The organism is Paenibacillus antarcticus (assembly GCF_001637225.1).
GTDB lineage: Bacteria > Bacillota > Bacilli > Paenibacillales > Paenibacillaceae > Paenibacillus_AQ > Paenibacillus_AQ antarcticus.
On sequence record NZ_LVJI01000018.1, the window covers coordinates 129,572 to 151,778 of the forward strand.

The window sequence follows — 22,207 nt, forward strand, 5'->3', positions numbered from 1 at the left end:
GAACCTCTAGATACTGGTATCAGTGTTTTTCATTTATTTAATCTCTTCATAAACGTAATCAATATCATCATGCGATGCTACATAGTCAACGATTAAATTATATCCCTTAAGATACCACAAATCCCGTTCCTCTAAATAGAAATGAATACCTTCGACCTCTTGAGATAAGATGCCCTCGCTTGGTTTTTCAACAGAAATACCGAGTGAGAATCCTGGATGTAGACCTCCACCGGAGCTGTAACGCGGGAAAAAACGTACAGAATCACCTGTGTTTAAATGTAGTTCTCTAATATACCAACGAGCTGCGTCCGAACTCATTCGAATATTCATGAATCTCACCTCCTTTACATATCTATATTCCTTTTAAGTGTCTTTATATCATACCTGAACCTGAGCGAAAAATACATACAGAGCCTTATGTCTTCCGTTTCATTTGCAATAGGAATAAACAAGCTCTTCCAAGTAAACACGGTTATACCGTCCAATTCAAAAACGGTCCGTTTCAGCGGAAATATAAGGAATAGAGTATCAAGTGAAACATATACTTTCTTATATTTCAAAAAAAGTTTGACAACTTTATACACATGGTGATAACATTTTGCCATACGAGATTCACAAAATTTGCTAAAGAAAGGGTGAGTAAAGTGTTCAACATCACGTTCAGAGGATCTATGCATCCACAACAGCATCTTCAACCTCAACAACTACAACTGAATACTGGAGTAACCCTGCTGGTGAATTCATTCTAACTCATGTGTTATGTGTTTCTTAGATCTTTGAATTGAATATCCAATGTTTAGCTGCGGTTGCTTCAAAACGACCGTACGCATGATAAGTTAGCATTTTCAAGACATATCGTCCGTTCATGGATGGTGTGTCTTTTTTGATGTTCAGCTTTGGATAATGAATCCATCAGCAGTTTCAACTTGAGAGGAAGTGATTGTTTTGTTTTCTGTTTTAAAAAAGTTAGGATGGTTTTTCCGTCAAGAAAAAAAGCGTTACATCGTTGGTATGATCATGCTGATCTTAGTTGGCTTGGGTGAGCTATTACCTCCACGATTATTAGGGAATGCGATCGATGATATTGTTACTGGCACGATCACAGGACCTATACTCATGCGTTATATCGTTTCAATCATCGTTATTCTTGTAGTTATTTACATCATCACTTACATATGGATGCACAAATTATTTGGAGGCGCCAACTTGATCGAGCGAATTCTTCGCTCGCGGTATATGAACCATTTACTTAGCATGACACCTCCTTTCTTTGAGCGGAATCGTACGGGTGATTTAATGGCTAGAGCGACCAATGATCTTCGGTCCGTCGCTGCAACAGCTGGATTTGGGATATTAGTTATGACCGATTCAACGATTTACTTGCTCAGCATACTCCTTGCTATGGGTTTTATTATCAGCTGGAAGTTAACGTTAGCCGCCATTATTCCCCTCCCTTTTATTGCGATTGCGATGAAAATTTATGGAAAGATCATTCACGAACGTTATACATTAGCACAAGATGCTTTTGGCGATATGAATGACCAAGTTCTTGAGTCTGTTGCAGGTATAAGGGTTATTCGCGCTTATGTTCAAGAAAGATCCGATCAACAACGTTTCAAGACAATAACCGATGATGTGTATCGCAAAAATATGAACGTAGCTAAAGTTGATGCCTATTTCGAACCTACCATTCGACTTTGTGTAGGACTAAGTTATGTCATTGGACTTACCTTTGGTATTTACCTCGTGTTCAAGAATGAAATCACCCTAGGGGATCTCGTATCTTTCAATATGTACCTAGGGATGATGATTTGGCCTATGTTTGCCATTGGAGAGCTTATTAATATTATGCAACGCGGTAGTGCCTCACTTGATCGTGTAGATGAAGTACTAAACGTAGTTCCGGATATTGTAGATGTTGCTCACCCTACGGTCGTACAGGATCCCGAGCGTATTGAACTACGCAACGTTACATTCCGTTATCCAACATCCACTGTTGATAATCTAAAGAATATTCAATTAACCCTTCAAAAGGGGCAAACACTTGGCGTCGTTGGTCGTACCGGCAGTGGTAAATCTACCTTGCTTAAGCAACTCCTACATGAGTATCCAACGGGGAGTGGAGAACTTCTCATCTCGAATGTATCCATCGACGAAATCGCTAAAGACCAACTTCACAGTTGGATTGGATACGTTCCGCAGGAGCAGATATTGTTCTCCAAGACCGTACGTCAGAATATTCAGTATGGCTTAAGAGGTGCAAGTGATGAAGTCATCATGGATGCCATTGCTACTGCCGCATTCGATAAAGACCTTATAACGCTATCTGATGGACTAGATACTCTTGTTGGGGAAAAAGGTGTCGCACTTTCGGGTGGTCAGAAACAACGCGTTGCCTTAGCAAGAGCATTCATTGGAAATCCAGAAATTCTCATTCTTGATGATGCTTTATCTGCGGTTGATGCAAGAACCGAAGCAAAGATTATTGAAAATATACGACTCAAACGTGCAGGTAAAACAACACTTATATCTACCCACCGCTTATCCGCAGTGGAACATGCCGATTGGATTGTTGTGCTTGAGGACGGAAGCATCATTGAGGAAGGCACACATGAAGAGCTCGTCGCTCTTGGGGGTTGGTATTTAGAACAGTATGAACGTCAACAAGTGGAGAATAAACTAACTACAGAGGAGGTGTCTTAATTGAACGTAGGAAAACGCTTATTCCAATACGCACTAACAGCTAAAATCACATTCATTGCCGCAATCATTACATTATGCTTAGGTGTCGCTGCCGAACTCGGAGGCCCTTTTATAGCTAAGACAATGATTGATGACCATATGCTAGGCATTGAGAAGCCTTTCTTTGAGACAGATTCACTTACATCAGTAGGTGCTGTAGCCTATGAAGATAAATATTTCAAACGTGGCGATCGATTCGCTCAGAATGAGATTAAGGGTCAAGAAGTTCGTATTCTTCAAAAAGGGAAGAACTTCTACTTCATTAATCAAGCAGTTGAAGAAGCAACTGGAAAAAGAGTCGTTGTCGATGGTCAAATGACGATCACCAAGGGATCGGTTCAGAACGTATATCCAGTTAAACCGTTGAGCGTTGATCAGATCTTCGATTTCTACAAACCTGAAATTCCAGGTATTATGAAGCTGGTAGGCGTATATCTCCTCTTACTACTCGTCACGATATTCACTGAATTCGGTAAAACCTACTGGCTACAATCAGGTGCTAATAAAGTAATTCAGAAATTACGTACAGACGTTTACGCTCATATACAACGTCTGCCTGTTAACTTCTTTGATAACTTACCTGCAGGCAAAGTGGTCTCACGGATTACGAATGATACAGAAGCAGTAAAAGATTTATTCGTTGCTGTTCTTTCCAACTTCAGTACAGGTATCGTCTATATTTCAGCAATTTATGTCGCACTATTCCTACTTGATGTACGTCTTGGGCTTGTATGCCTGTTCATCATACCTATATTAATCATCTGGATAATTCTATATCGGAAATTCGCTACTAAGTTTAATACAATCATTCGGTCACGTCTGAGTGAGATTAACGCGATCATTAATGAATCGATTCAAGGGATGTCTATTATACGTGTATTTCGACGCCAGCAACAAACGAATGATGAGTTCGAGGCATTAAATCAAGATTACATGAAATACCAAAATAAGATGCTAAATCTTAATTCTTGGACATCTCATAATCTAGTTAATGTATTACGTAATTTCTCATTCGCTGTTCTTTTGGCATATTTCGGATATGGCTCAATAACGGGTTCTAATGCTGTATCACTTGGAGTACTTTATGCATTCGTCGATGTTCTCGGTCGACTCTTCCAGCCTATTACCGGTATGGTGAATCAACTTGCTGCACTTGATTCCTCTATGGTATCTGCTGGAAGGGTATTCGAACTCATAGATGAACCCGGTGAAGACGTAACTGATGGTCATATGCCCCGCTACAAAGGAAATGTGGCATTTAAAGATGTATCTTTTGCATATAAAAAAGACTACGTCCTCAAAAATATCTCCTTTGAAGCTAAACAAGGTCAGACCGTTGCATTGGTTGGACACACCGGTTCAGGCAAGAGTTCTATCATCAACTTGTTGTTCCGCTTTTATGATCCACAGAAAGGCTCGATCACGATCGATGGCCAAGAAGTGACAGATATCCCTAAACAATGGTTACGCCATCATATGGGGATTGTCTTACAGGACCCTTACCTCTTCACAGGAACAGTGGCTTCCAATGTCAATCTTGGGAATGAACACATCACGCGGGCACAGATTGAGAAAGCCTTGTGCGATGTAGGTGCTGAGCGTATCCTTGCCCATTTACCTCAAGGTTTTGACGAACCTGTTGTTGAGAAAGGGAGTACGTTGTCAGCTGGTCAACGCCAACTGATCTCCTTTGCAAGAGCACTAGCTTTTGATCCAGCTATCCTCATTCTTGATGAAGCGACTGCAAACATAGATACTGAGACGGAAAGTCTCATTCAATCGGCGCTCGAGGTTCTAAAGAAAGGACGTACAACATTCATTATTGCTCATCGACTCTCTACGATCCGAAGTGCAGATCAGATATTGGTGTTGCATCGTGGTGAGATCGTCGAACGAGGCAGTCATGACGAACTCATGAATATTGGTGGACGATACTTCCAGTTGTATCAATTGCAGCAAGGGAACACCTTAGCATCTCCTTCAGTATCTGAACGAGACCAAGTCGCTACAGTCAATCACAGCCAGCCATTACCAAGTGGTGTGTTGTAGGTCTTGAGCGGATCGATTCATTTAATAAAAATGTTTGATGGGAACAGAAATTCTCAAAAAAAAGCAGGTCAGGGATACTCCCCTTGACCTGCTTTTTTGAGAATCAGTCTCATTTTCATAAAATTAGTTGTCTCATCATAAATAATTATACTTTTAGGAAAACCCATATAGGTTTTTTTCTTCTCTATGATTTATCAGAACGAGTTGGAGTAAAGTCCTTTTCCAAACCTAATGTTCGATATAATTCTCGAGAATACCCTTGAAGCTTCCGTTCCAATGCCTGCGCCTGATCTTTAAAACTCGTCAGTTCTCGAATCATACGAGATCGACCTGCTGGACTAAAGGTATCTTGAATTCGCTCCTTGAAATAATCATGGACAATATAATTACGCTGCTTCCATACTTCTTTCAATTGAATCGTTTCCTCTTCCGAGAACGGAAAATAATGCTGAATTTCCTGTACTAATTGGCCTAGTGAACTACTTAACTTACGTTGATAAAGTTCGGTGAAGTCTTCTTCTGATGGAATCTTTCCTTGTGATAGCTTCATGAGCATCAATAAGTTAGCCAGTTGTTGCTCCAAAGCTTGCGAATAGTATACAGCAAGTCCAAAATATGCGAATACATCCTTAGAATGATCACTATCGAGCAGTTTTTGTTTTCCCATGCTTTCCGCTCCATTCACTATCAACACATACAACATGTGCAAGATGATATACTTTGCTTTGTTACTCCTTATGTTAAAGGAATAAGCGGAATCAATCAATATATGTTTCAAATTCATACACAATAAATAAGTATTTGTTACTCTATTACATGCGATTTGGAGTACGAAGGCCAAGAATATTCATCGTTCTTTGCAATGCTTCTCCAGTCAGTCGGGTTAATGTTACTCTTGCTGTTCTTAAATGCTCTTCCTCACTTAGTATTCTTTCGTGGCCATAGAAATGATTGAAGGCCTGTGCCACATCTAATACGAATCTGGCTAGCACAGAAGGTTCATTATTCTGAATGCCTCTTGTCAGCTGCTCATTAAATCGGGTTAGAAGTTTAAGGAGGTTCCATCCAGAATCCCCTAAAGCCTCAGCGTATATCCCTTCTTGAATATCCGTAAGATTCGTCTTGCTTTCTTCATCTAATAGCAGACTATTAGCTAGAATGCTTTGTGTTCGCGTATACGTATATTGTAGATATGGTCCCGTCTCTCCGTCGAAATTCAGTGCATCTTCCAAAGAAAAATCCACTTCATTCACCCGATTATTCTTCAGATCACCAAAAATGATTGCACCAATTCCAACATCCTTAGCCACCTGGTATTTATCTTCTAGCTCTGGATTCTTATCTTCAATAACCTGTAATGCCCTAGCAACGGCTTCATCCAGTACCTCTTCAAGATACACGATTTTACCACGACGAGTAGACATTTTCTTGCCTTCAAATTTCATCAATCCAAAATGAACATGAGTGCAGTCTTTCACCCACGCTGCTCCCATTTTATCTAGTACTGCAAATACTTGTTGAAAATGTAGCTTCTGCTCTCCACCGACAACATATAAAATCTGTTCAGCCTTCAAGACGTCATGCCGATAAAATGCTGTCGCAAGATCTCTAGTTGGATAAATCGTCGTGCCATCCGATTTCATGATTAAGCATGGAGGCATCCCTAGCTCTTCCAATCGAACAACCTTTGCACCTTCGCTTTCCTCCAATAAACCTTTGTCATCTAATTCCTGGACAACCTGACTCATCTTATCGTTGTAGAAGCTTTCCCCGAGCACATAGTCGAAGGACACATCCAGTCTCTCGTACATTCTATTAAATTCCTGCATGCTGACTTCTACGAAATATCTCCAGAGTCGTAGAGCTTCCTCATCACCGGCTTCTAACAAGCGGAACCAATTTCTCGCTTCAGGATCTAAGGACGCATCGTTCTCTGCTTCTTCATGAAAACGAACATATAACCGTAATGATTCCTGAATTGGATTCTCCTTTAATGCCTCATCATCGCCCCACCGCTTATACGCCGTGATTTGCTTCCCGAATTGCGTTCCCCAATCACCTAGATGATTGACACTTATCGGTTCATAACCGGCAGTCTGATACATTTTGTACAAGGCAGCACCAATCATAGTAGATCTCAAGTGACCTATACCGAAAGGCTTAGCAATATTAGGAGAGGACATATCGATAATGACTTTTTTCCCCTGCCCTATGTTCGACTGACCGAACTTTGACAGCTGCAATTCATCTAATATCTTGAGTGCATAATAGTCCCGATCAAAAAACAAATTCACATAGGGTCCAGCAGCTTGTGCCTTAACCCCTTTCATATCTATAAGGTTCACTATTGTTTCTGCAATTGCCTGTGGAGATTTTCTGTACTCCTTAGCTAACATATAACAGGGAAAAGCCATATCACCCATCGTAGATGAGGGTGGCAATTCAAACAAACCTTCTATTTCTTCTGCTGATAAGTTTACGTGTGGCTGTATTGCCTCTAATGCCCATTCCTTTAACATGATTAACCATCCTCCGCTACACTATTTTTTAATTTTAAATATCAAAAAAGCCCTCGTCTCTAATAATAAGAGACGAGAGCTATAGTTCCCGTGGTACCACTCTAGTTGAACACTCGTACGTGAGGTTGTAATCCTCCTTTGAGTTGTTCCGCTTGAAGATCTCTAACGTAGATCAGCCGGACTATTCTACTGATGTGATCAATCCAATGATCTACACGTTGAAATAGTCATCTCCCGGGTGCGCTTCATGAGGGACCTACATACCGGCTTTCACCAATTCCGGTTCGCTGAAAATTAGGTTGCTCTCATTACTCTCCCGTTCACAGACGTTCAATTTACAATAGTATACATGCGTCTGCCATAACGACGCAATAGCCTGAAACACATTCAACAACTTTTTAAAGAATGTTACACATATATCAACCTTGATTCTCTAATTCTATCAGGGCATTCTTCAACTCCGCTTGAGAGAAATGTTCGCCTATAAATACGACCACATCTGGTACATCCCCCTGAGGATTGATTTTCAAGAAGTCTGATTCTCTGAATGCATATTGGAATAAGAATCTTGCAGAAGTATCGCTAAATGTCATAATTCCTTTGGCACGATACACTTCACGAGGTAATTTAGCAATCAGATTCTCAAAGGATTGACTATCAATGGGTCCTTGGAAATAATGTGTATACACCATCACATGATCATGAGAGCTATGCGTATGGTTATGTTCACTATGACTGACATCATGTGTATGGGCATCATCTTGCTCTTGATCATGATTACAATTATCATGATGCACATGACCATCCGCTTGAGGCTCACTTATACTCATATTCTTCCACTGCCCCGGACGAATGTCATTCCCAAATAAAGGAACCCAATCGATATCACATCGTACAGCCGGGATAATAGGGGCGAATTCGTTCCACTGCGATATGATCTTATGGAGATTCTCTTGATCTATTTCAGTAATACGGTCCGTCTTATTTAGAATAAGATAAGATGCACAACGAATCTGCTCTTGCATAAGACGATAGGTTTTCCCTTTTTGATTCTCATATAATTCTAATAGATGACAAGCATCTACGACCGTAATAACACTCTTTAAATCAATCTTCATATATAGTGCTGCTTCCGTAACTCCATCCAATATTTCCATAGGATTGGCAATGCCGGTCGCTTCAATGATAATCACATCAGGTGACTCTTTCTTGATTAGATTAGAAATCTCTAGACTAAGATCACCACGACTCGTACAGCAAATGCATCCGTTAAGCATTTCAGTCATAGGGACTGTCTCCTCAATAAGCGCACCTTCCAAGTTCACATCACCAATCTCATTTAGAATAACAGCTGGGCGGAGTCCCTGTTCCTGCCAATAAGTCACCATGCGTTGTAACAGGGTCGTTTTTCCGCTTCCCAGAAATCCTGACAATATATATATTGGTGTAACACGATCTGTTATTTCATTCATATTCATTGTGATTCTCCTCCTGTATAGCTTCGCTTAAGTTTGCTATAATTCATGAAATAATAACAAGTTTTTGCTTTAGTTCATTCTATATATGTTATTCACCTCATGCAAGAGGCTCATCTTGAACAGATCGATACTCGTACTCATCCTTTTAACATCGTGTGGAATGACACCTACGCTTATAACCGTGGCAGATGGTTCATAGTCTCACTGTTGCACGTAAATATAAGAAGACTTATGCTTATATAAAGGCGAATATAAGAGCATCTAAGGAGCGAAATAACGAATGAATTCGGTAGAACAGCACCGCAGTGAAGGACCTGCTACAGTGTCCTGTATGATCATTACTGTATCGGATACACGTAACAAAGAAACGGACACAAGTGGTCAATTAATGATCTCACTTCTACAAGAGTCAGGTTACTCCATCATACAATATGTTATTGTCAAAGATGATTACGACGATGTACGAGAATTAATTTACAAAGCCTCTATGAATAAGGACATTCAAGCTGTCCTTCTGAGCGGCGGAACTGGCATTTCCCCTCGAGATACCACTTATGAAGCCGTATCCTCTATATTGGACCGCGAATTACTTGGATTTGGAGAGATTTTCCGCTTTTTGAGTTTCACTGAAGATATTGGATCCGCTGCTATTCTGAGTAGAGCTACCGCAGGGACTGTAGGGACTACGGCTGTGTTCTCAATGCCAGGATCCAAAGGGGCAGTCAAATTGGCTCTGGAACGCATTATCATACCGGAGTTACGGCATGTTATCAGAGAAATACATAAAAAGTCATAAGCTCCCCGTGAGATTAGAAGAACCGAGCAGCTATATTCACTTATTCTCAGCAGGTCTCTTTTCACAAAAAAAGCCGATATTGACTCTGCAGAACAGAGCTATCGGCCTTTTTCTTTTCCTTCTTATTAATCTCTATAATCTCTATTCACTTCTTTTCGAACCTCATCTGGTAATACAAGCGAAATCTTCCCATCGCTCGTAGCAACATCTCCACCTACACTATACTTGTAACCTATTGGGGTAACGACTTTCTTAATATCGATTTGACCGCTATTTTCCAAATAGCTGTCTCCCATCCCTCCAGTTGCATAGTAGAGAAACTTGTTATTGATTTGAGTTTGGGTTCCCTTCTGATCCATAAATTTATTATCTAAGAAATTCCGTAACTGCTCTCCTTTTTGAAGATGCGCTTGCCATATCACGATGGGAAAATCATCTATGAACTCATATTGTGATACTGTATCCCCTTGAAGAACATAATAGCGAAGTGCCTCTCCCTCAGGAAATATAAATGTTTGCGTATAATCTTCTGTATCGTAAGAGACTTCCAAGGGCTTATTCTGATAATGAACATTTGAAGAGTGTGTCATTTTCTTAACTAGCGTACGAGCTTCCTTCAATGAACCTTCATAGAGCGTCATACGCTCCTTCGAGCTTAGAGGCGATTTAATGGTGATCGACTTACCATTCCAATCTACTATGTATCCGTACTGCTGAGACAGAAACCGTAAAGGAACATAAATTCGATTATTTTCTTTTTGCACAGAAACATCTAAATCCATAACTCCTGATTCATTCGGTTTACCATCGCGTGACACCGTCTTTTTACCCAATGTCAAAATGACGCTTTCGGACCATTTACGTATGGTTACGGTGTTCATTTTCTGATCCCATGTTACCTTAGCGCCTAAAGATTCTGCAACAACACGAATAGGCACAAGAACGCGTCCTTGTTCAAGGATTGGCGCAACAGCACTTTGAATCTCTTTATCTTCTACGAATATGGATATTGGCTTAGCAGCATTTGCTATAGAGCCAACGCTTAGCATGCTGAGTATGACTACCGTAGATATTACCTTTTTCATGAAGTCTCCCCTCCATCTCTTACCCTTTTAAACGTTTATTACACCAATAATGTTCCACTTAATCAGAAAAAATAAAAAACTGAGTGCATAACTATTTCTTGTTCGCACTCAGCTATATATATTATACTTTTCTATTGCTCTTACTAATCGATGGATCATGATCCATGCCTAATCAAACTTCACTACCGTACGTCCAACGGCTCCACCTTGTAATATATTCTCTAACACGTTAGGTAATTCATGTAATGAAATCTCTGTTATCCCTTGCTCTAACATCTTAACAGGCTTCCACTCTGCACTTAATTTGCTCCACACTGCCTGTCTTCGTTCCATCGGGCAATATACAGAATCAATTCCTAGCAATTGCACCCCCCGAAGAATAAATGGATATACCGTGCTCTCAAATTCGCCACCACCCGTTAGTCCAGATAGCGCTACACTCCCACCGTACTGAATACTCTTTAATAATCCGTTAAGATTAGAGCCTCCCACAGGGTCAATAATAGCTGCCCATCTCTCTTTGGCTAGAATGCCTTTAGCAGGAGCTATTATATCTTCACGGCTAACAACAGAGCTTGCTCCCAGTTGGTATAACCAATCTTTCTGAAATTCACTTTTCCCCGTACTTGCAATGACTTCATATCCTAGCGTAGCCAATATATCGATTGCGATACTACCCACACCGCCGGTTGCCCCAGTTACTAACACAGGTCCCTGGTCTGGAGAGAGTCCATTATGAATGAGGCTATCCACGGATAATCCTGCCGTAAACCCAGCTGTCCCTATGCCCATCGCTTCTTTGAAATTAAGTCCATAAGGAATAGACACTAACCAATCGCCATTCAACCTTACGTAGCCACTATATCCTCCGAAATGTGATACGCCAAGTCCATATCCCGTACACAATACAGCATCTCCTGCTTTAAAACGGGGATCACTCGATTCTACAACCGATCCTGCCATATCGATTCCCGGTACAAAGGGATATGAGCTTACGATTCTTCCCTCAGGTGAATTCGCTAATCCATCCTTATAGTTCACACCGGAATAATGAACCTTGACGACAACGTCTGCCTCAGGTAACTGCTCTATGTTTAAAGTCTCTACACCACTGCGAAATCCCTGTTCGTCTTTACGTATCATAAATGCTTCGAAATTGTCCATATAAGATCACCAATCCCCTTCTTAACAAGCTTAAATACTTATCCTATTACTTCTTACTTAGTATACACCTATCCCTGATTAGAAAAAAAAGACCCCTTCCACCTTCATCAAGGAAAGAACCTTCTTCATGTTTAAATTAGCTTACAAATATGGATTCTCATGTTTGGCCTTTAATACATTCCAGCGCCGATTTACCTCACCTTGGAAGTTCTCGTAGGCCTCTTCGTTCTCTGGTTTAAGTAAATGACGTGTTTTGCCCATCCATTTCAACCATTCACGTAGTTCAACCTTCTTGTTCTTATCTTCAGGATTGTATGTGATATTCGTACAACCATTTTCTACCTCATAAAGTGGAAAGAAACAAGATTCTACCGCTTCATTCACAATTTGAGTTCCCTCATGATCATTAGATAGCCAATTTAAAGGACATGCAATAAGGATCTTCCCATATACTAATCCTTCCTGAGCATAATACTGAGCTTTAGCTGCTTTCTTCACCAAATCTTGTGGAAATGCTTCCGACCCAGTAAACACATAAGGAATATTCGTTGCTGCCATAATCTGAGCGGTATCTTTATGATGCGTCGTCTTTCCTTGTTGTTCTTTCCCTATATTCGAAGTAGAAGTGCGATTTCCAATAGGTGTTGAATAGGACTGTTGCGCCCCCGTATTCATATATCCCTCATTATCATATTCAATAATGATCATCTTATGATTTCGAAGAGCTGCCCCAATGGCAGGACCCATCCCAATATCCATTCCTCCATCACCCGTTACCATCACGAATGTGAAGTCATCTTGCAAAACCAAATGTTCCAGCTCTCCTCGACGTTTGCGCTCCCAGAACATTTCTACTACACCTGATAATGTCGCAGCCCCATTCTGGAATAGATTATGGATGTACGTTGCTTTATGCGAGGAATATGGGAAGCCCGTCGTCACGACCATTGCACAACCTGTATGATACAGTGCAATAATATCTCCTTCAATTCCTTTGAAGAATGTCTCGAGTCCTGAGAATATCCCGCAACCAGGACAAGCGCCATGTCCAGGGGATAATCTCTTTGGCTTCTTCGTTAATGAACGTAGAGGCGGAATGCGTACATTTAACTTACCTGTCACTTCATCTTTCTTAATTGTGATTAGACCTGTCTTTAGATCTTCAAACTTCATGGGCTTAAGTATTCGCTTAGGAGCCTTATCTGCATCACCCACGGTATGACCATAATAGTCAAAAGGAACTTCAACCTTCCCCTTCGATACCGCTTCAATCGCTAATTTGAATAAATGATGACCATCTTCAGCGTAGAATTCCTTTCCCCCGAGTCCATAAATCCGACTAATGACTTGAGTCGTAGTATTCCCATATGTAAAGAGAGCAGCTTTAATCTCATTAACCATATTTCCACCATAAGCGCCATAAGAATCGGCTCGATCCCCAACCGTTATAGCTTTGACATGTTGAAGTGCCTCAGCTATTTGTTGCTGTGGGAATGGGCGGATCATATTAGGAGCGATTGAACCGGCCTTAATCCCTTGACTGCGAAGCTGATCTACCACATCTTTGATGATCTCAGACGCTGAGTTCATGAGGAATACAGCCACCTCAGCATCCTCCATACAGTACATATCTAGCATTTCATAATGTCGACCTGTTAGTTGTTTATATTCGTTCGAAATAGCTTCAAACACATCTCCCGCTTGATACATTGCTTGTGACTGCTGGTATTTGTTATTAATATAATCCGGTTCATTCATGTAAGGACCAACTGTTATTGGATTCTCTCTATCTAACGTATTAGGAAAGCCTTCTGGAGGATTTTCACCTACGAACTTAAGAACATCCTCGCGATGGGCGAAAGCTTGAACACGACGTTTCTGATGCGATGTGAAGTATCCATCTGAAGCCACCATCACAGGAAGTCGAACTTCTGGATGCTCAGCAAGCTTCAGTGCAATCAGATTCATATCATAAACAGATTGGGGATCACGACACATCAAGATGGGCCATCCTGTGTTCAATGCGAAATACAAGTCAGAGTGATCTCCATGAATATTGAGAGGTCCTGATACCGAACGACAGACAAGATTCAATACCATCGGGAACCGAGTCCCAGACTGCACCGGCATTTGTTCTAGCATAAACATATATCCGTTGGCACTAGTTGCATTAAATACACGACCACCCGCAGTAGATGCTCCATAACATATTCCTGCCGAACTATGTTCCCCGTCTGATGGAATCAACTTTATATCATGTTGTCCACTCGCTTTCATGAGGTCTAAATATTGAGCTACCTCCGTTGAGGGGGAGATTGGAAAATAACCCATGACATGATAATTAATCTGGTGTGCTGCATAAGCAGCCATTTCATTGCCTGATTCATATACAGTTAACTGCTCTACAAGTTCTTTTTCATCATTAACAGCCACTAACGTAAGCCACCTTTCCCCATTGATCTATACATAATCAAAGACTTGCTTAACGGACTGTGTATCTGCTACACCCTCAACTTCTAGTACTTTAGCAAGTGCATCTGTCGGACATGCCTCTATGCACTTCAGACAACCTTTGCAATACTGGAAGTCAATCCCCTTCAGGAACATTTGCGGTCTTCCTTTTTTATCTAGCTGTTCTACCCATACAAAACAAAAATCCGGACAGACCGTGTCACATTGAGCACAATGAATGCATTTCTCAACTTCAAAATGAGGCATCATACCTGACCTTGAAATACTTAGATCCTTTAAGAAGCTATTACCAGGATTGGTAATGATCCCTCCCATCGCTTGTGTCTCATATCCTAGAACGGGTGTATCTGCACGTATGAATTGTGGCATCGACATTCCTTCGACCAATGAGAACTCCTGTATCGTAACTTCGTTGTAACCACGCTCGAACGTATTTAGTGCCGAAGCAACACTTCGCGGGTATTTCGTTCCAAGTGATTTGCGAATAACATCTTTCATGGTGTCTGGGTCCAGAAAAGGACACAATCGGAACATCGCCCCTATCATAGCCATATTGACACGATTCTTCTCATCCAAAGCAATCCCCGTAGCATCAATAACTGCAATTGTACCACCGAGCATATGCATAACACCCTTTAATTGTTCAGGTGATTTCCGAGAATTAATCAGGACTATACTGTCTGCATAAATCCCACTAACTACGTTTACTGTCTTGGCCAGAGCTTCATGAAAAATACTAACAACATGCGGACGTTCTACTGGAGATGTATCACGAATGGGCGTATTTAACTCACAAAAACGAATGTGTGCTTTAACAGGGGAACCCTTCTTCTCTGAACCATACGATGAGAAACTCACGCCATTTAGTCCTGCTCCTTCAACACCCGCTTCAGCTAGCATTTTACCAGCAAGATTTGCCCCTAGACCTCCAATTGACTCTAATCGAATTTCAAAGAAACCCAGTTCATTCACTTTTGGAAGATGTACCACCGACATAACCCCTTTATGGATATTTTCTGTAGTGTAGATGCTTTTATTTAACGAAATGTTACAAATTTTAGATATGATATTAATCATACGTGTTCCTTGATAAAGCATCATTCTAGGCATTCGAGTGTTAAATGTCGAACTCTCACCCAATTTGCCAACTCCTGCGCTTTCCCGAGAAATAATTCTGGGTAGATGAAGATATTATGTGTTGTAGTAAATACACAAAAAAAGCACGTCACTGATCCTATTGGATCTTTGACGTGCTTAGCTTTTATCTTATATATCTTCTTCTTGCATGTATTCAGCCATCATGGATTTCTTTAAATCCCATACTTTCTCACTAATATTCGTCTGATATATCTCCGGATTCAGCTTCCGAAGATACTGCGGTCTGAAGAGACTTAGCTGTTCCTTATGATAGTCACGAATACCATCTAGTGTGGGTAGTTCATATACTTGAACGCCATCCACGAAGATCGGTTCTAACATAGCAATGGCTTCGTAGTTACGAATCGTCTTTTGTAAATAGGAATGTTGCGGATTGAATAATTTAATTGGCCCACCTGCACGAGGTTGTTCCTCATCAGGGAAACAAATATAATCTGCCACTGCTTTTCCGTTAGTCTGATCAATAATTCGATACACATCTTTCTTCCCTGGCGTGGATACTTTCTCGGGATTACCGGAAATTTTGATGGTTGGTTTCATCTCACCATCCACATCCCGCTCTACGAGTTTGTATACACCGCCTAGAGACGGTTGATCTGCCGCAGTGATAAGCTGCGTTCCAACTCCCCATGTATCAATTCTGGCCCCCTGCGTCTTTAGATTGAGGATGGTATTCTCATCCAGATCGTTAGATGCGACAATCTTAACGTTAGGTAAACCTGCTTCATCCAACATTCTACGAGCCTCAATAGAAAGATAAGCCAAGTCACCACTATCCAAGCGAATCGCAGACAATTGTTTCCCGATAGATGTTAGATATTTTGCAGTCTGAATGGCATGAGGCATACCGCTTTCGAGTGTATCAAATGTATCTACTAATAATGACACTTGATCCGGAAGGACCTTCGCGTAGGCATCAAACGATTCTTGTTCGCTTTTAAAACTCTGTACCCAAGAATGTGCATGTGTACCTTTCGTTGGAATACCAAATTTCTTGCCAGCAAGCATATTAGATGTAGCATGGAATCCCGATATATAAGCTGCACGTGCTCCCCATACTGCTGCATCTGCCTCTTGTGCACGACGTGTACCAAATTCTAGTAACATATCTTGACCCGCGATCTGTTTAATTCGTGAAGCTTTGGTCGCAATAAGTGTCTGGAAATTCATGAAATTTAGGATTGCCGTCTCCACTAATTGTGCTTCCATCATCCTAGCCTCTACTCGGATCAATGGCTCACTTGGAAATACTAATGCCCCTTCTTTCATGGCATGAATCGTTCCCTGGAATTTGAACTGACGTAATTCTTCTAGAAAACCAGGATCATAATTTTCTTCTTGCTCTGAAAGATATTGGATATCCTCTTCTGTAAACCGAAGATTCGAAATGTAATGAACGATTCGCTCTAGTCCTGCAAATACTGCATAACCATTTCCGAAAGGAAGCTTTCGGAAATAGGCCTCAAATACGGCCTTACGTTCATGTGTACCAAGGTGCCAGTGTGCATACATCATATTAATCTGATATTTATCTGTGTGTAGCGCAAGATCTTCTGTTTGCATGACGTTCTCCCCCCTCTTTTTATGCGGTTCTTTGTTGTATTAGGTGACAACGAGTAGCGTCAATGTGAGCTTATTACCTGAGCACCTAGACTCCCTATAAAATGTTGCAACGCCCATTCATGTCCTCCGGGATTAAAGCTAGCCACAGCGTCTTCAAACACTGTGATACGATATCCCTTGTTGTATGCATCTATAGCTGTATGAAGTACACAAATATCTGTACACACGCCTATTAAATGGACTTCTGTAATCCCGCGTTCCTTGAGCATAATGTCCAGATTCGTCCCACAGAAAGCACTATATCTCGTCTTATCCATCCAATAAATTGAATTCTGATTCCTGTGAAAAACATCCGCTAAATCACCATATAATTCCCTTCCTTGCGTACCACGGATATTATGTGGAGGAAACAGGTTCGTCTCTGGATGATATGGATCATTTGCCTCATGAAGATCGACTGCCATAACGACAAAATCACCTTGATCCACATACGTCTGAGTGATGGTCGCAACCGTCTCTTGAATGTCCAGTGCAGGCTGTCCCACGGGTAGACTACCATTCACGAAATCATTGGTAAAATCAATGACGATTAGTGCTTTCATCATGCTCACTCCTCAATTATTAGATCATTAAACCAAGTTAAGTCTAAATTAAGTATAAATCGATAATAATGGTATTTCGTCCGTAAACATATATAATTGAGCGGAACGTTGTGAATATTGATTCGAGCTAAGTTTTTTACCCATTTCATCTCTCACTTCTTCAAGAATTCCTTGTCTACTACGAGTAGAAGTGATCTTACGGATGAAGTTAGGTTCCTTGAACTCTGGCACAACCGTCTGAATGACTTGATACAACTCACTAAGTGTAAAATGTTTCGGAAGAAACTGTTTGGCGATTGTCGTCTGCAACATCTTCTGTTGGATTCTAACATAAGCATCTCGGATAATCTCACGATGATCGAATGCTAACTCTAATTGATCTAGTGCCTCGTGAATTCCAAACATACCCACTTCTTCTGCATCATCCGCGGCTTGTCGTTGCTCTAACGTCGATTCTTCCACTAACGCAAAGAATGCATTACTGATAATCCATCCACGAGGGTCTCTGCCCGGCGTACTGTAGACACCTAAGTACTCAAGATGCCCTCCGTCTACGCCCGTTTCTTCTTTCAATTCTCTCTTGGCAGCACCATATATGGATTCACTCTCTTGGCAAAATCCTCCCGGCAAAGCCCACATCCCTGCATATGGCCAAGACTTCCGACGGATCAGCATAACCTTAAGTTCACGAATAGGTAATGTCTTCGTCACCGTCTTACGTTCCCGTTTCGTCAGGGTTAACATGACAATGTCGGCAGGCACACCATCAGGCGTACGATATTTTTTAGCATTATAATTTTCTTGTTCTTTCTCTTCTTCATTCATTTTATCATCACCACATAACATTCTATTTGATATTTTCATTATGATCCATTAAAAATATTTGTCAAGTGTATGACCATAGTCTTCCGTTATTATTTGCTATTTACTACTCGGAAGCTAGCTGTGGATATACAACCTAATGTTCCAGCACTGTCATGAATACGGGCTTCAGTCGTTAAGCTCCGACCCGCTTCATGAATAACTATCGCAGTCACCACAAGCCGTCCCTGCTTCATTGGGGATACAAAGTGTACATTCATATTTGTCGTAACACATGCATCTACGTTTTTAGCTGCAGTAGCGACCATGCCCATGGCCTGATCCATCAGTGAAGTTAGAACCCCGCCATGAATAATTCCTAGAGAATTAGTGTGTTGTGCCTTAGCTTCTAATGCAATCTTTACCTCTTGTCCATTACCCGAAATAAATTCACACCCTAGAAATCCCCAAAAAGTATCCTTACCTTTTGAGATCATGCTGTCCAAACCCTCCATTGTATGCTCCCCCTATGTGTGTCTATCATCTTATTTTTTCAAGTTTCTTATACTATTATCCTCCAGAGTATTTTAAACTCCAAAGAACACGAGAAGAAACGGCATTCCCATCCTGTATTGGAGGGTATCCGTTTCACTTTAGAGAAATAATATTGAATTGATACATCATTATGCCAAAAACCTTAGCTTTCACTTTATCCCAGCAAAAAGGCGCGGATAATGATCCGCAACCTCATCTATATTATTAACCGCAACTGGATGGTGGTGAATCTGTTCCCACTTCTACATTTACCTTTTCAGATACCGTATCTCGGATAACAGAAATTACAAGTTGTAACAGATAGTTAATATCACTTTGGCTCTGTTGAAATTCGACTACCACGGGTATACCATCAATCTCATCTTGCAAGACTTCAATCTCTGCTTCAATCTTCGCAACCATATCTTTATTTCTAAATGATTCGAAAGCGACAACCTCTTTTTGCTTCTTTTTAATAACAGTGATTAGATCTTGTACACGCTCATGGTTGCGTATCTTTTCTTCCGCTTGTTGAAATTGTTGTACTTCCTCACTACTTGATATCAAGTCCGCTAATTCTTTCGCTTTGGCCATAACGTCCTCTTGAATAACCAACTCACGCGAATCATATGACATCATCTCATACTTATTCAATTGCCCTTGACCTTGTGTCACAGTGATCACCCCTCATCTTATGAATTTACTGCTACAGATTCTGCTACAATCTCACCTTTAATATACCATGTCTTGACTTCACTAATTTCAACATTTACTAAGCTACCTACTAAATCTTTACTTCCTACAAAATGTACGAGTTTATTACTACGCGTTCTGCCAGCTAGAACCATCTCGTTGTTCTTACTTTCTCCTTCAACGAGCACTTCCACAATCTTACCTTGCATCTTCTCATTATTCTTTCGACTGTTATCTTCAATCGCTTTATTTAGACGCTGTAAACGTTCCTTCTTCACTTCCATAGGAACATTATCTTCCATGATTGCTGCAGGTGTTCCCCCACGCGGGGAGTAGATAAAGGTAAACGCTGAATCGTAGCCTATTTCATTTACGAGAGTCATCGTATCTTCAAACTGTTCATCCGTTTCTCCAGGGAAACCAACAATAATATCGGTCGTTAAACCTACATTCGGGATTGCTGCTTTAATCTTATGAGCCAATTCAAGATATCGATCACGTGAATATTTACGACTCATTTTCTTAAGAACTTCCGTGCTTCCTGATTGGACAGGCAAATGAACATGCTCTACCAGATTACCACCCTTAGCAAGTACACCTATCAACTGGTCATCGAAATCCCTTGGATGTGAAGTTGTAAACCGCACACGCGGAATATCAATAAGACGCATATCATCCATTAAATCGCCGAAGCTGTAGGTAATATCCGTGAAATCCTTACCATAAGCGTTCACATTCTGTCCAAGCAATGTAACTTCTTTGAATCCTTGACGTGCAAGATCCCGAACTTCTGCAATAACATCTTCTGGACGACGACTACGTTCTTTTCCACGGGTGAATGGAACAATGCAATATGTACAGAACTTATCACAACCATACATAATATTTACCCATGCTTTCATACCTTCGCGCTTCTTGGGAAGATTCTCAATGATGTCGCCCTCTTTGGACCACACATCAACAACCAACTCTTTACTGAAGAGAGCTTCCTTTACTAAGAAGGGTAACCTATGGATATTATGTGTACCGAAGATCATATCGACGAAACCATGCTTTTGCAAAATACGATTAACCACATTTTCTTCTTGAGCCATACATCCGCACACGCCGAGCAAGAGATCTGGTTTCTCCGTCTTCAAATGCATAAGATGTCCAAGTTCACCGAATACCCTGTCTTCGGCATTCTCTCGAATAGCACATGTGTTCAGTAGAATAATGTCTGCTACCTTACGATCTTCCGTACTACGGTACCCCATCTGTTCTAATAGCCCTTTAATCGTCTCTGTATCGTGTTCATTCATTTGGCAACCAAACGTATAGATGATATAGTGTTTGCCTTCTCCGATAGTTCTCAGTTCGTCTGGGACGACATTCCCGTACAACACCTGAACATCTTCTTTACCCCGTTGTTTTTCTTGTCTATGATTAGGTTCCGACATAATATTGATTTCACGGCCCTTAATCCGAATTCTCTTTCCAAATTCATCTTCTGATAGAACCTTAGCATCAGAGAAATCGAAATATTTGGAGTAATCTTTCGAACCCTTTCCGGATTTTAAGTCCGTTGAGTTTGGATTATCCTTAGTCAATAGTTTCACGTCCCTTACGTTTATCTTTAATATTTACATTCATTTATTTGTATTCTTTTGAACATATCAATTAAAAATTATACCACAACGTTCACACCTAATCCATTGAACCAAATCCTTGAACCAAAGACGTATTTCCATTATATCCTATAGATACATTCCTGACTTCATTTTCATTATTGTGAATTCATTTATTGTCAGGGTGGACCTTCCATCATATAAAAAAAAGCAGGAGATTAAAAATCTCCTACTTCCATTTGCTCATCTATTTAGAGCTCAGATTAATAGTATTTAACTAGTCAATAATTTCAGCAGTATCTCCCGTTTTGGCACCTGAAGCATTAGCTTCATCGGTATCGATATGCATGTCCAACGCAAAGGAATCAGATACGCGAGCTACAACATGTTCAAGAACTAATCCACGCTCTCCACCAAGACGAACTTTCAACAGTTGTTTGTCTTCAATACCCCAAGCTAACGCATCAGAAGTATGAAAGTGAATATGACGAGCAGCCACGATTACGCCTGTCTCAATTGTAACTTCACCAGCAGGACCCTTAATCGTAATGCCCGGTGTTCCTTCAATATTTCCTGACTCACGAACAGGAGCCTTAACACCGATAGCAAAGGAATCTGTACGCGATATTTCTAATTGTGAGGCTGGACGTGCAGGTCCCAGAATTCTCACTTTATCAAATTGGCCTTTTGTACCAATCACAGCTACCGTCTCGTTAGCCGCAAATTGTCCTGGTTGTGACAATGGTTTAAATTCAGTTAACTGATAACCTTGTCCAAATAAAACCTCAATGTGTTCTTGTGTAAGATGAATATGTCTAGCCGAAACGCCTACAGGTACAGATTTACTCATAACAATCCACTCCTTAGTTTTCTCTAATATTCTCTATATGCCAACATCAACATCCATTATACAACCTTTTTGTTCAAAATAAAAAGGCATCCCA

At 40.8% G+C, this 22,207-nt stretch carries 18 protein-coding genes and 1 other annotated feature; of the genes, 3 read left to right on the forward strand and 15 right to left on the reverse strand.

All coding sequences use genetic code 11. From position 1 onward, the window contains the following. Window positions 1-33: 33 nt before the first annotated feature. Window positions 34-330, reverse strand: coding sequence for a HesB/YadR/YfhF family protein (locus tag PBAT_RS13835; RefSeq protein WP_068650543.1), 297 nt, complete (start codon window positions 328-330; stop codon window positions 34-36). 615 nt (window positions 331-945) lie between these two features. Between PBAT_RS13835 and PBAT_RS13845 the strand changes: the two genes are divergently transcribed. Next, window positions 946-2,703 carry an ABC transporter ATP-binding protein gene (locus PBAT_RS13845; protein ID WP_068650547.1) on the forward strand — a complete coding sequence of 586 codons (1,758 nt, stop codon included), beginning with the start codon at window positions 946-948 and terminating at the stop codon, window positions 2,701-2,703. Continuing rightward, the gene (locus PBAT_RS13850; protein ID WP_068650549.1) at window positions 2,704-4,791 is read left to right on the forward strand and encodes an ABC transporter ATP-binding protein; all 2,088 of its coding nucleotides are present in this window, start codon (window positions 2,704-2,706) and stop codon (window positions 4,789-4,791) included. It begins immediately after the preceding gene. A gap of 184 nt (window positions 4,792-4,975) precedes the next feature. Here the strand turns inward: PBAT_RS13850 and PBAT_RS13855 are convergent, their stop codons facing one another. The 3 genes from PBAT_RS13855 to PBAT_RS13865 all read right to left on the reverse strand — a co-directional run bounded on the left by PBAT_RS13855 (window position 4,976) and on the right by PBAT_RS13865 (window position 8,788). Then, window positions 4,976-5,458: a hypothetical protein gene (locus tag PBAT_RS13855; RefSeq protein ID WP_068650719.1), complete on the reverse strand. Its 483-nt coding sequence runs from the start codon at window positions 5,456-5,458 to the stop codon at window positions 4,976-4,978. 145 nt (window positions 5,459-5,603) lie between these two features. Then, a complete protein-coding gene (gene argS / locus PBAT_RS13860; protein WP_068650551.1) occupies window positions 5,604-7,310 on the reverse strand; it encodes an arginine--tRNA ligase in 1,707 nt (568 codons plus the stop codon). A gap of 65 nt (window positions 7,311-7,375) precedes the next feature. After that, window positions 7,376-7,643, reverse strand: a binding site (T-box leader). Window positions 7,644-7,729: 86 nt separating this feature from the next. Then, window positions 7,730-8,788, reverse strand: a complete 1,059-nt coding sequence (locus PBAT_RS13865; RefSeq protein WP_068650553.1) for a CobW family GTP-binding protein — start codon at window positions 8,786-8,788, stop codon at window positions 7,730-7,732. Between the two features lie 280 nt (window positions 8,789-9,068). Here PBAT_RS13865 and PBAT_RS13870 point away from each other — a divergent pair, with 280 nt between their 5' ends. Beyond that, entirely contained in the window at window positions 9,069-9,584 is a 516-nt protein-coding gene (locus PBAT_RS13870; protein ID WP_068650555.1) for a MogA/MoaB family molybdenum cofactor biosynthesis protein, read from the forward strand. A gap of 125 nt (window positions 9,585-9,709) precedes the next feature. Here PBAT_RS13870 and PBAT_RS13875 read toward each other — a convergent pair whose 3' ends face one another. The 11 genes from PBAT_RS13875 to pduL all read right to left on the reverse strand — a co-directional run bounded on the left by PBAT_RS13875 (window position 9,710) and on the right by pduL (window position 22,113). After that, on the reverse strand, window positions 9,710-10,669 hold the full coding sequence (locus tag PBAT_RS13875) for a copper amine oxidase N-terminal domain-containing protein (protein WP_068650557.1): 960 nt from the start codon (window positions 10,667-10,669) through the stop codon (window positions 9,710-9,712). Window positions 10,670-10,837: 168 nt separating this feature from the next. After that, a complete protein-coding gene (locus tag PBAT_RS13880; protein WP_068650559.1) occupies window positions 10,838-11,833 on the reverse strand; it encodes an acrylyl-CoA reductase family protein in 996 nt (331 codons plus the stop codon). 141 nt (window positions 11,834-11,974) lie between these two features. After that, window positions 11,975-14,266 (reverse strand): thiamine pyrophosphate-dependent enzyme, encoded by a 2,292-nt coding sequence (locus tag PBAT_RS13885; RefSeq protein WP_068650561.1) that lies wholly within the window; start codon window positions 14,264-14,266, stop codon window positions 11,975-11,977. 27 nt (window positions 14,267-14,293) lie between these two features. Continuing rightward, the gene (locus tag PBAT_RS13890; protein WP_188016945.1) at window positions 14,294-15,295 is read right to left on the reverse strand and encodes a 2-oxoacid:acceptor oxidoreductase family protein; all 1,002 of its coding nucleotides are present in this window, start codon (window positions 15,293-15,295) and stop codon (window positions 14,294-14,296) included. 276 nt (window positions 15,296-15,571) lie between these two features. Continuing rightward, window positions 15,572-17,026 carry a nicotinate phosphoribosyltransferase gene (locus PBAT_RS13895; protein ID WP_068650562.1) on the reverse strand — a complete coding sequence of 485 codons (1,455 nt, stop codon included), beginning with the start codon at window positions 17,024-17,026 and terminating at the stop codon, window positions 15,572-15,574. 59 nt (window positions 17,027-17,085) lie between these two features. Continuing rightward, window positions 17,086-17,628 (reverse strand): cysteine hydrolase family protein, encoded by a 543-nt coding sequence (locus tag PBAT_RS13900; RefSeq protein ID WP_068650564.1) that lies wholly within the window; start codon window positions 17,626-17,628, stop codon window positions 17,086-17,088. A gap of 48 nt (window positions 17,629-17,676) precedes the next feature. After that, window positions 17,677-18,453: an NUDIX domain-containing protein gene (locus PBAT_RS13905; protein WP_068650566.1), complete on the reverse strand. Its 777-nt coding sequence runs from the start codon at window positions 18,451-18,453 to the stop codon at window positions 17,677-17,679. An 89-nt stretch (window positions 18,454-18,542) separates the two neighbouring features. Continuing rightward, window positions 18,543-18,944: a PaaI family thioesterase gene (locus PBAT_RS13910; protein WP_068650568.1), complete on the reverse strand. Its 402-nt coding sequence runs from the start codon at window positions 18,942-18,944 to the stop codon at window positions 18,543-18,545. A 244-nt stretch (window positions 18,945-19,188) separates the two neighbouring features. Continuing rightward, entirely contained in the window at window positions 19,189-19,602 is a 414-nt protein-coding gene (locus PBAT_RS13915; RefSeq protein WP_068650721.1) for a YlbF/YmcA family competence regulator, read from the reverse strand. 53 nt (window positions 19,603-19,655) lie between these two features. Next, the gene (gene miaB, locus PBAT_RS13920) at window positions 19,656-21,245 is read right to left on the reverse strand and encodes a tRNA (N6-isopentenyl adenosine(37)-C2)-methylthiotransferase MiaB (RefSeq protein WP_068650569.1); all 1,590 of its coding nucleotides are present in this window, start codon (window positions 21,243-21,245) and stop codon (window positions 19,656-19,658) included. Between the two features lie 295 nt (window positions 21,246-21,540). Continuing rightward, window positions 21,541-22,113: a phosphate propanoyltransferase gene (gene pduL, locus PBAT_RS13925; RefSeq protein ID WP_068650570.1), complete on the reverse strand. Its 573-nt coding sequence runs from the start codon at window positions 22,111-22,113 to the stop codon at window positions 21,541-21,543. Window positions 22,114-22,207: the final 94 nt, after the last annotated feature.

Bases quoted from the DNA above. Each gene is read 5' to 3' on its own strand.
- PBAT_RS13875 (WP_068650557.1), bottom strand. From the start codon at position 10,669: ATGAAAAAGGTAATATCTACGGTAGTCATACTCAGCATGCTAAGCGTT.
- PBAT_RS13915 (WP_068650721.1), bottom strand. From the start codon at position 19,602: ATGATGTCATATGATTCGCGTGAGTTGGTTATTCAAGAGGACGTTATG.
- PBAT_RS13880 (WP_068650559.1), bottom strand. From the start codon at position 11,833: ATGGACAATTTCGAAGCATTTATGATACGTAAAGACGAACAGGGATTT.
- PBAT_RS13895 (WP_068650562.1), bottom strand. From the start codon at position 17,026: ATGCAAACAGAAGATCTTGCGCTACACACAGATAAATATCAGATTAAT.
- PBAT_RS13870 (WP_068650555.1), top strand. From the start codon at position 9,069: ATGAATTCGGTAGAACAGCACCGCAGTGAAGGACCTGCTACAGTGTCC.
- PBAT_RS13910 (WP_068650568.1), bottom strand. From the start codon at position 18,944: ATGGAGGGTTTGGACAGCATGATCTCAAAAGGTAAGGATACTTTTTGG.
- PBAT_RS13900 (WP_068650564.1), bottom strand. From the start codon at position 17,628: ATGAAAGCACTAATCGTCATTGATTTTACCAATGATTTCGTGAATGGT.
- argS (WP_068650551.1), bottom strand. From the start codon at position 7,310: ATGTTAAAGGAATGGGCATTAGAGGCAATACAGCCACACGTAAACTTA.
- PBAT_RS13855 (WP_068650719.1), bottom strand. From the start codon at position 5,458: ATGGGAAAACAAAAACTGCTCGATAGTGATCATTCTAAGGATGTATTC.
- PBAT_RS13905 (WP_068650566.1), bottom strand. From the start codon at position 18,453: ATGAATGAAGAAGAGAAAGAACAAGAAAATTATAATGCTAAAAAATAT.
- pduL (WP_068650570.1), bottom strand. From the start codon at position 22,113: ATGAGTAAATCTGTACCTGTAGGCGTTTCGGCTAGACATATTCATCTT.
- PBAT_RS13835 (WP_068650543.1), bottom strand. From the start codon at position 330: ATGAATATTCGAATGAGTTCGGACGCAGCTCGTTGGTATATTAGAGAA.
- PBAT_RS13865 (WP_068650553.1), bottom strand. From the start codon at position 8,788: ATGAATATGAATGAAATAACAGATCGTGTTACACCAATATATATATTG.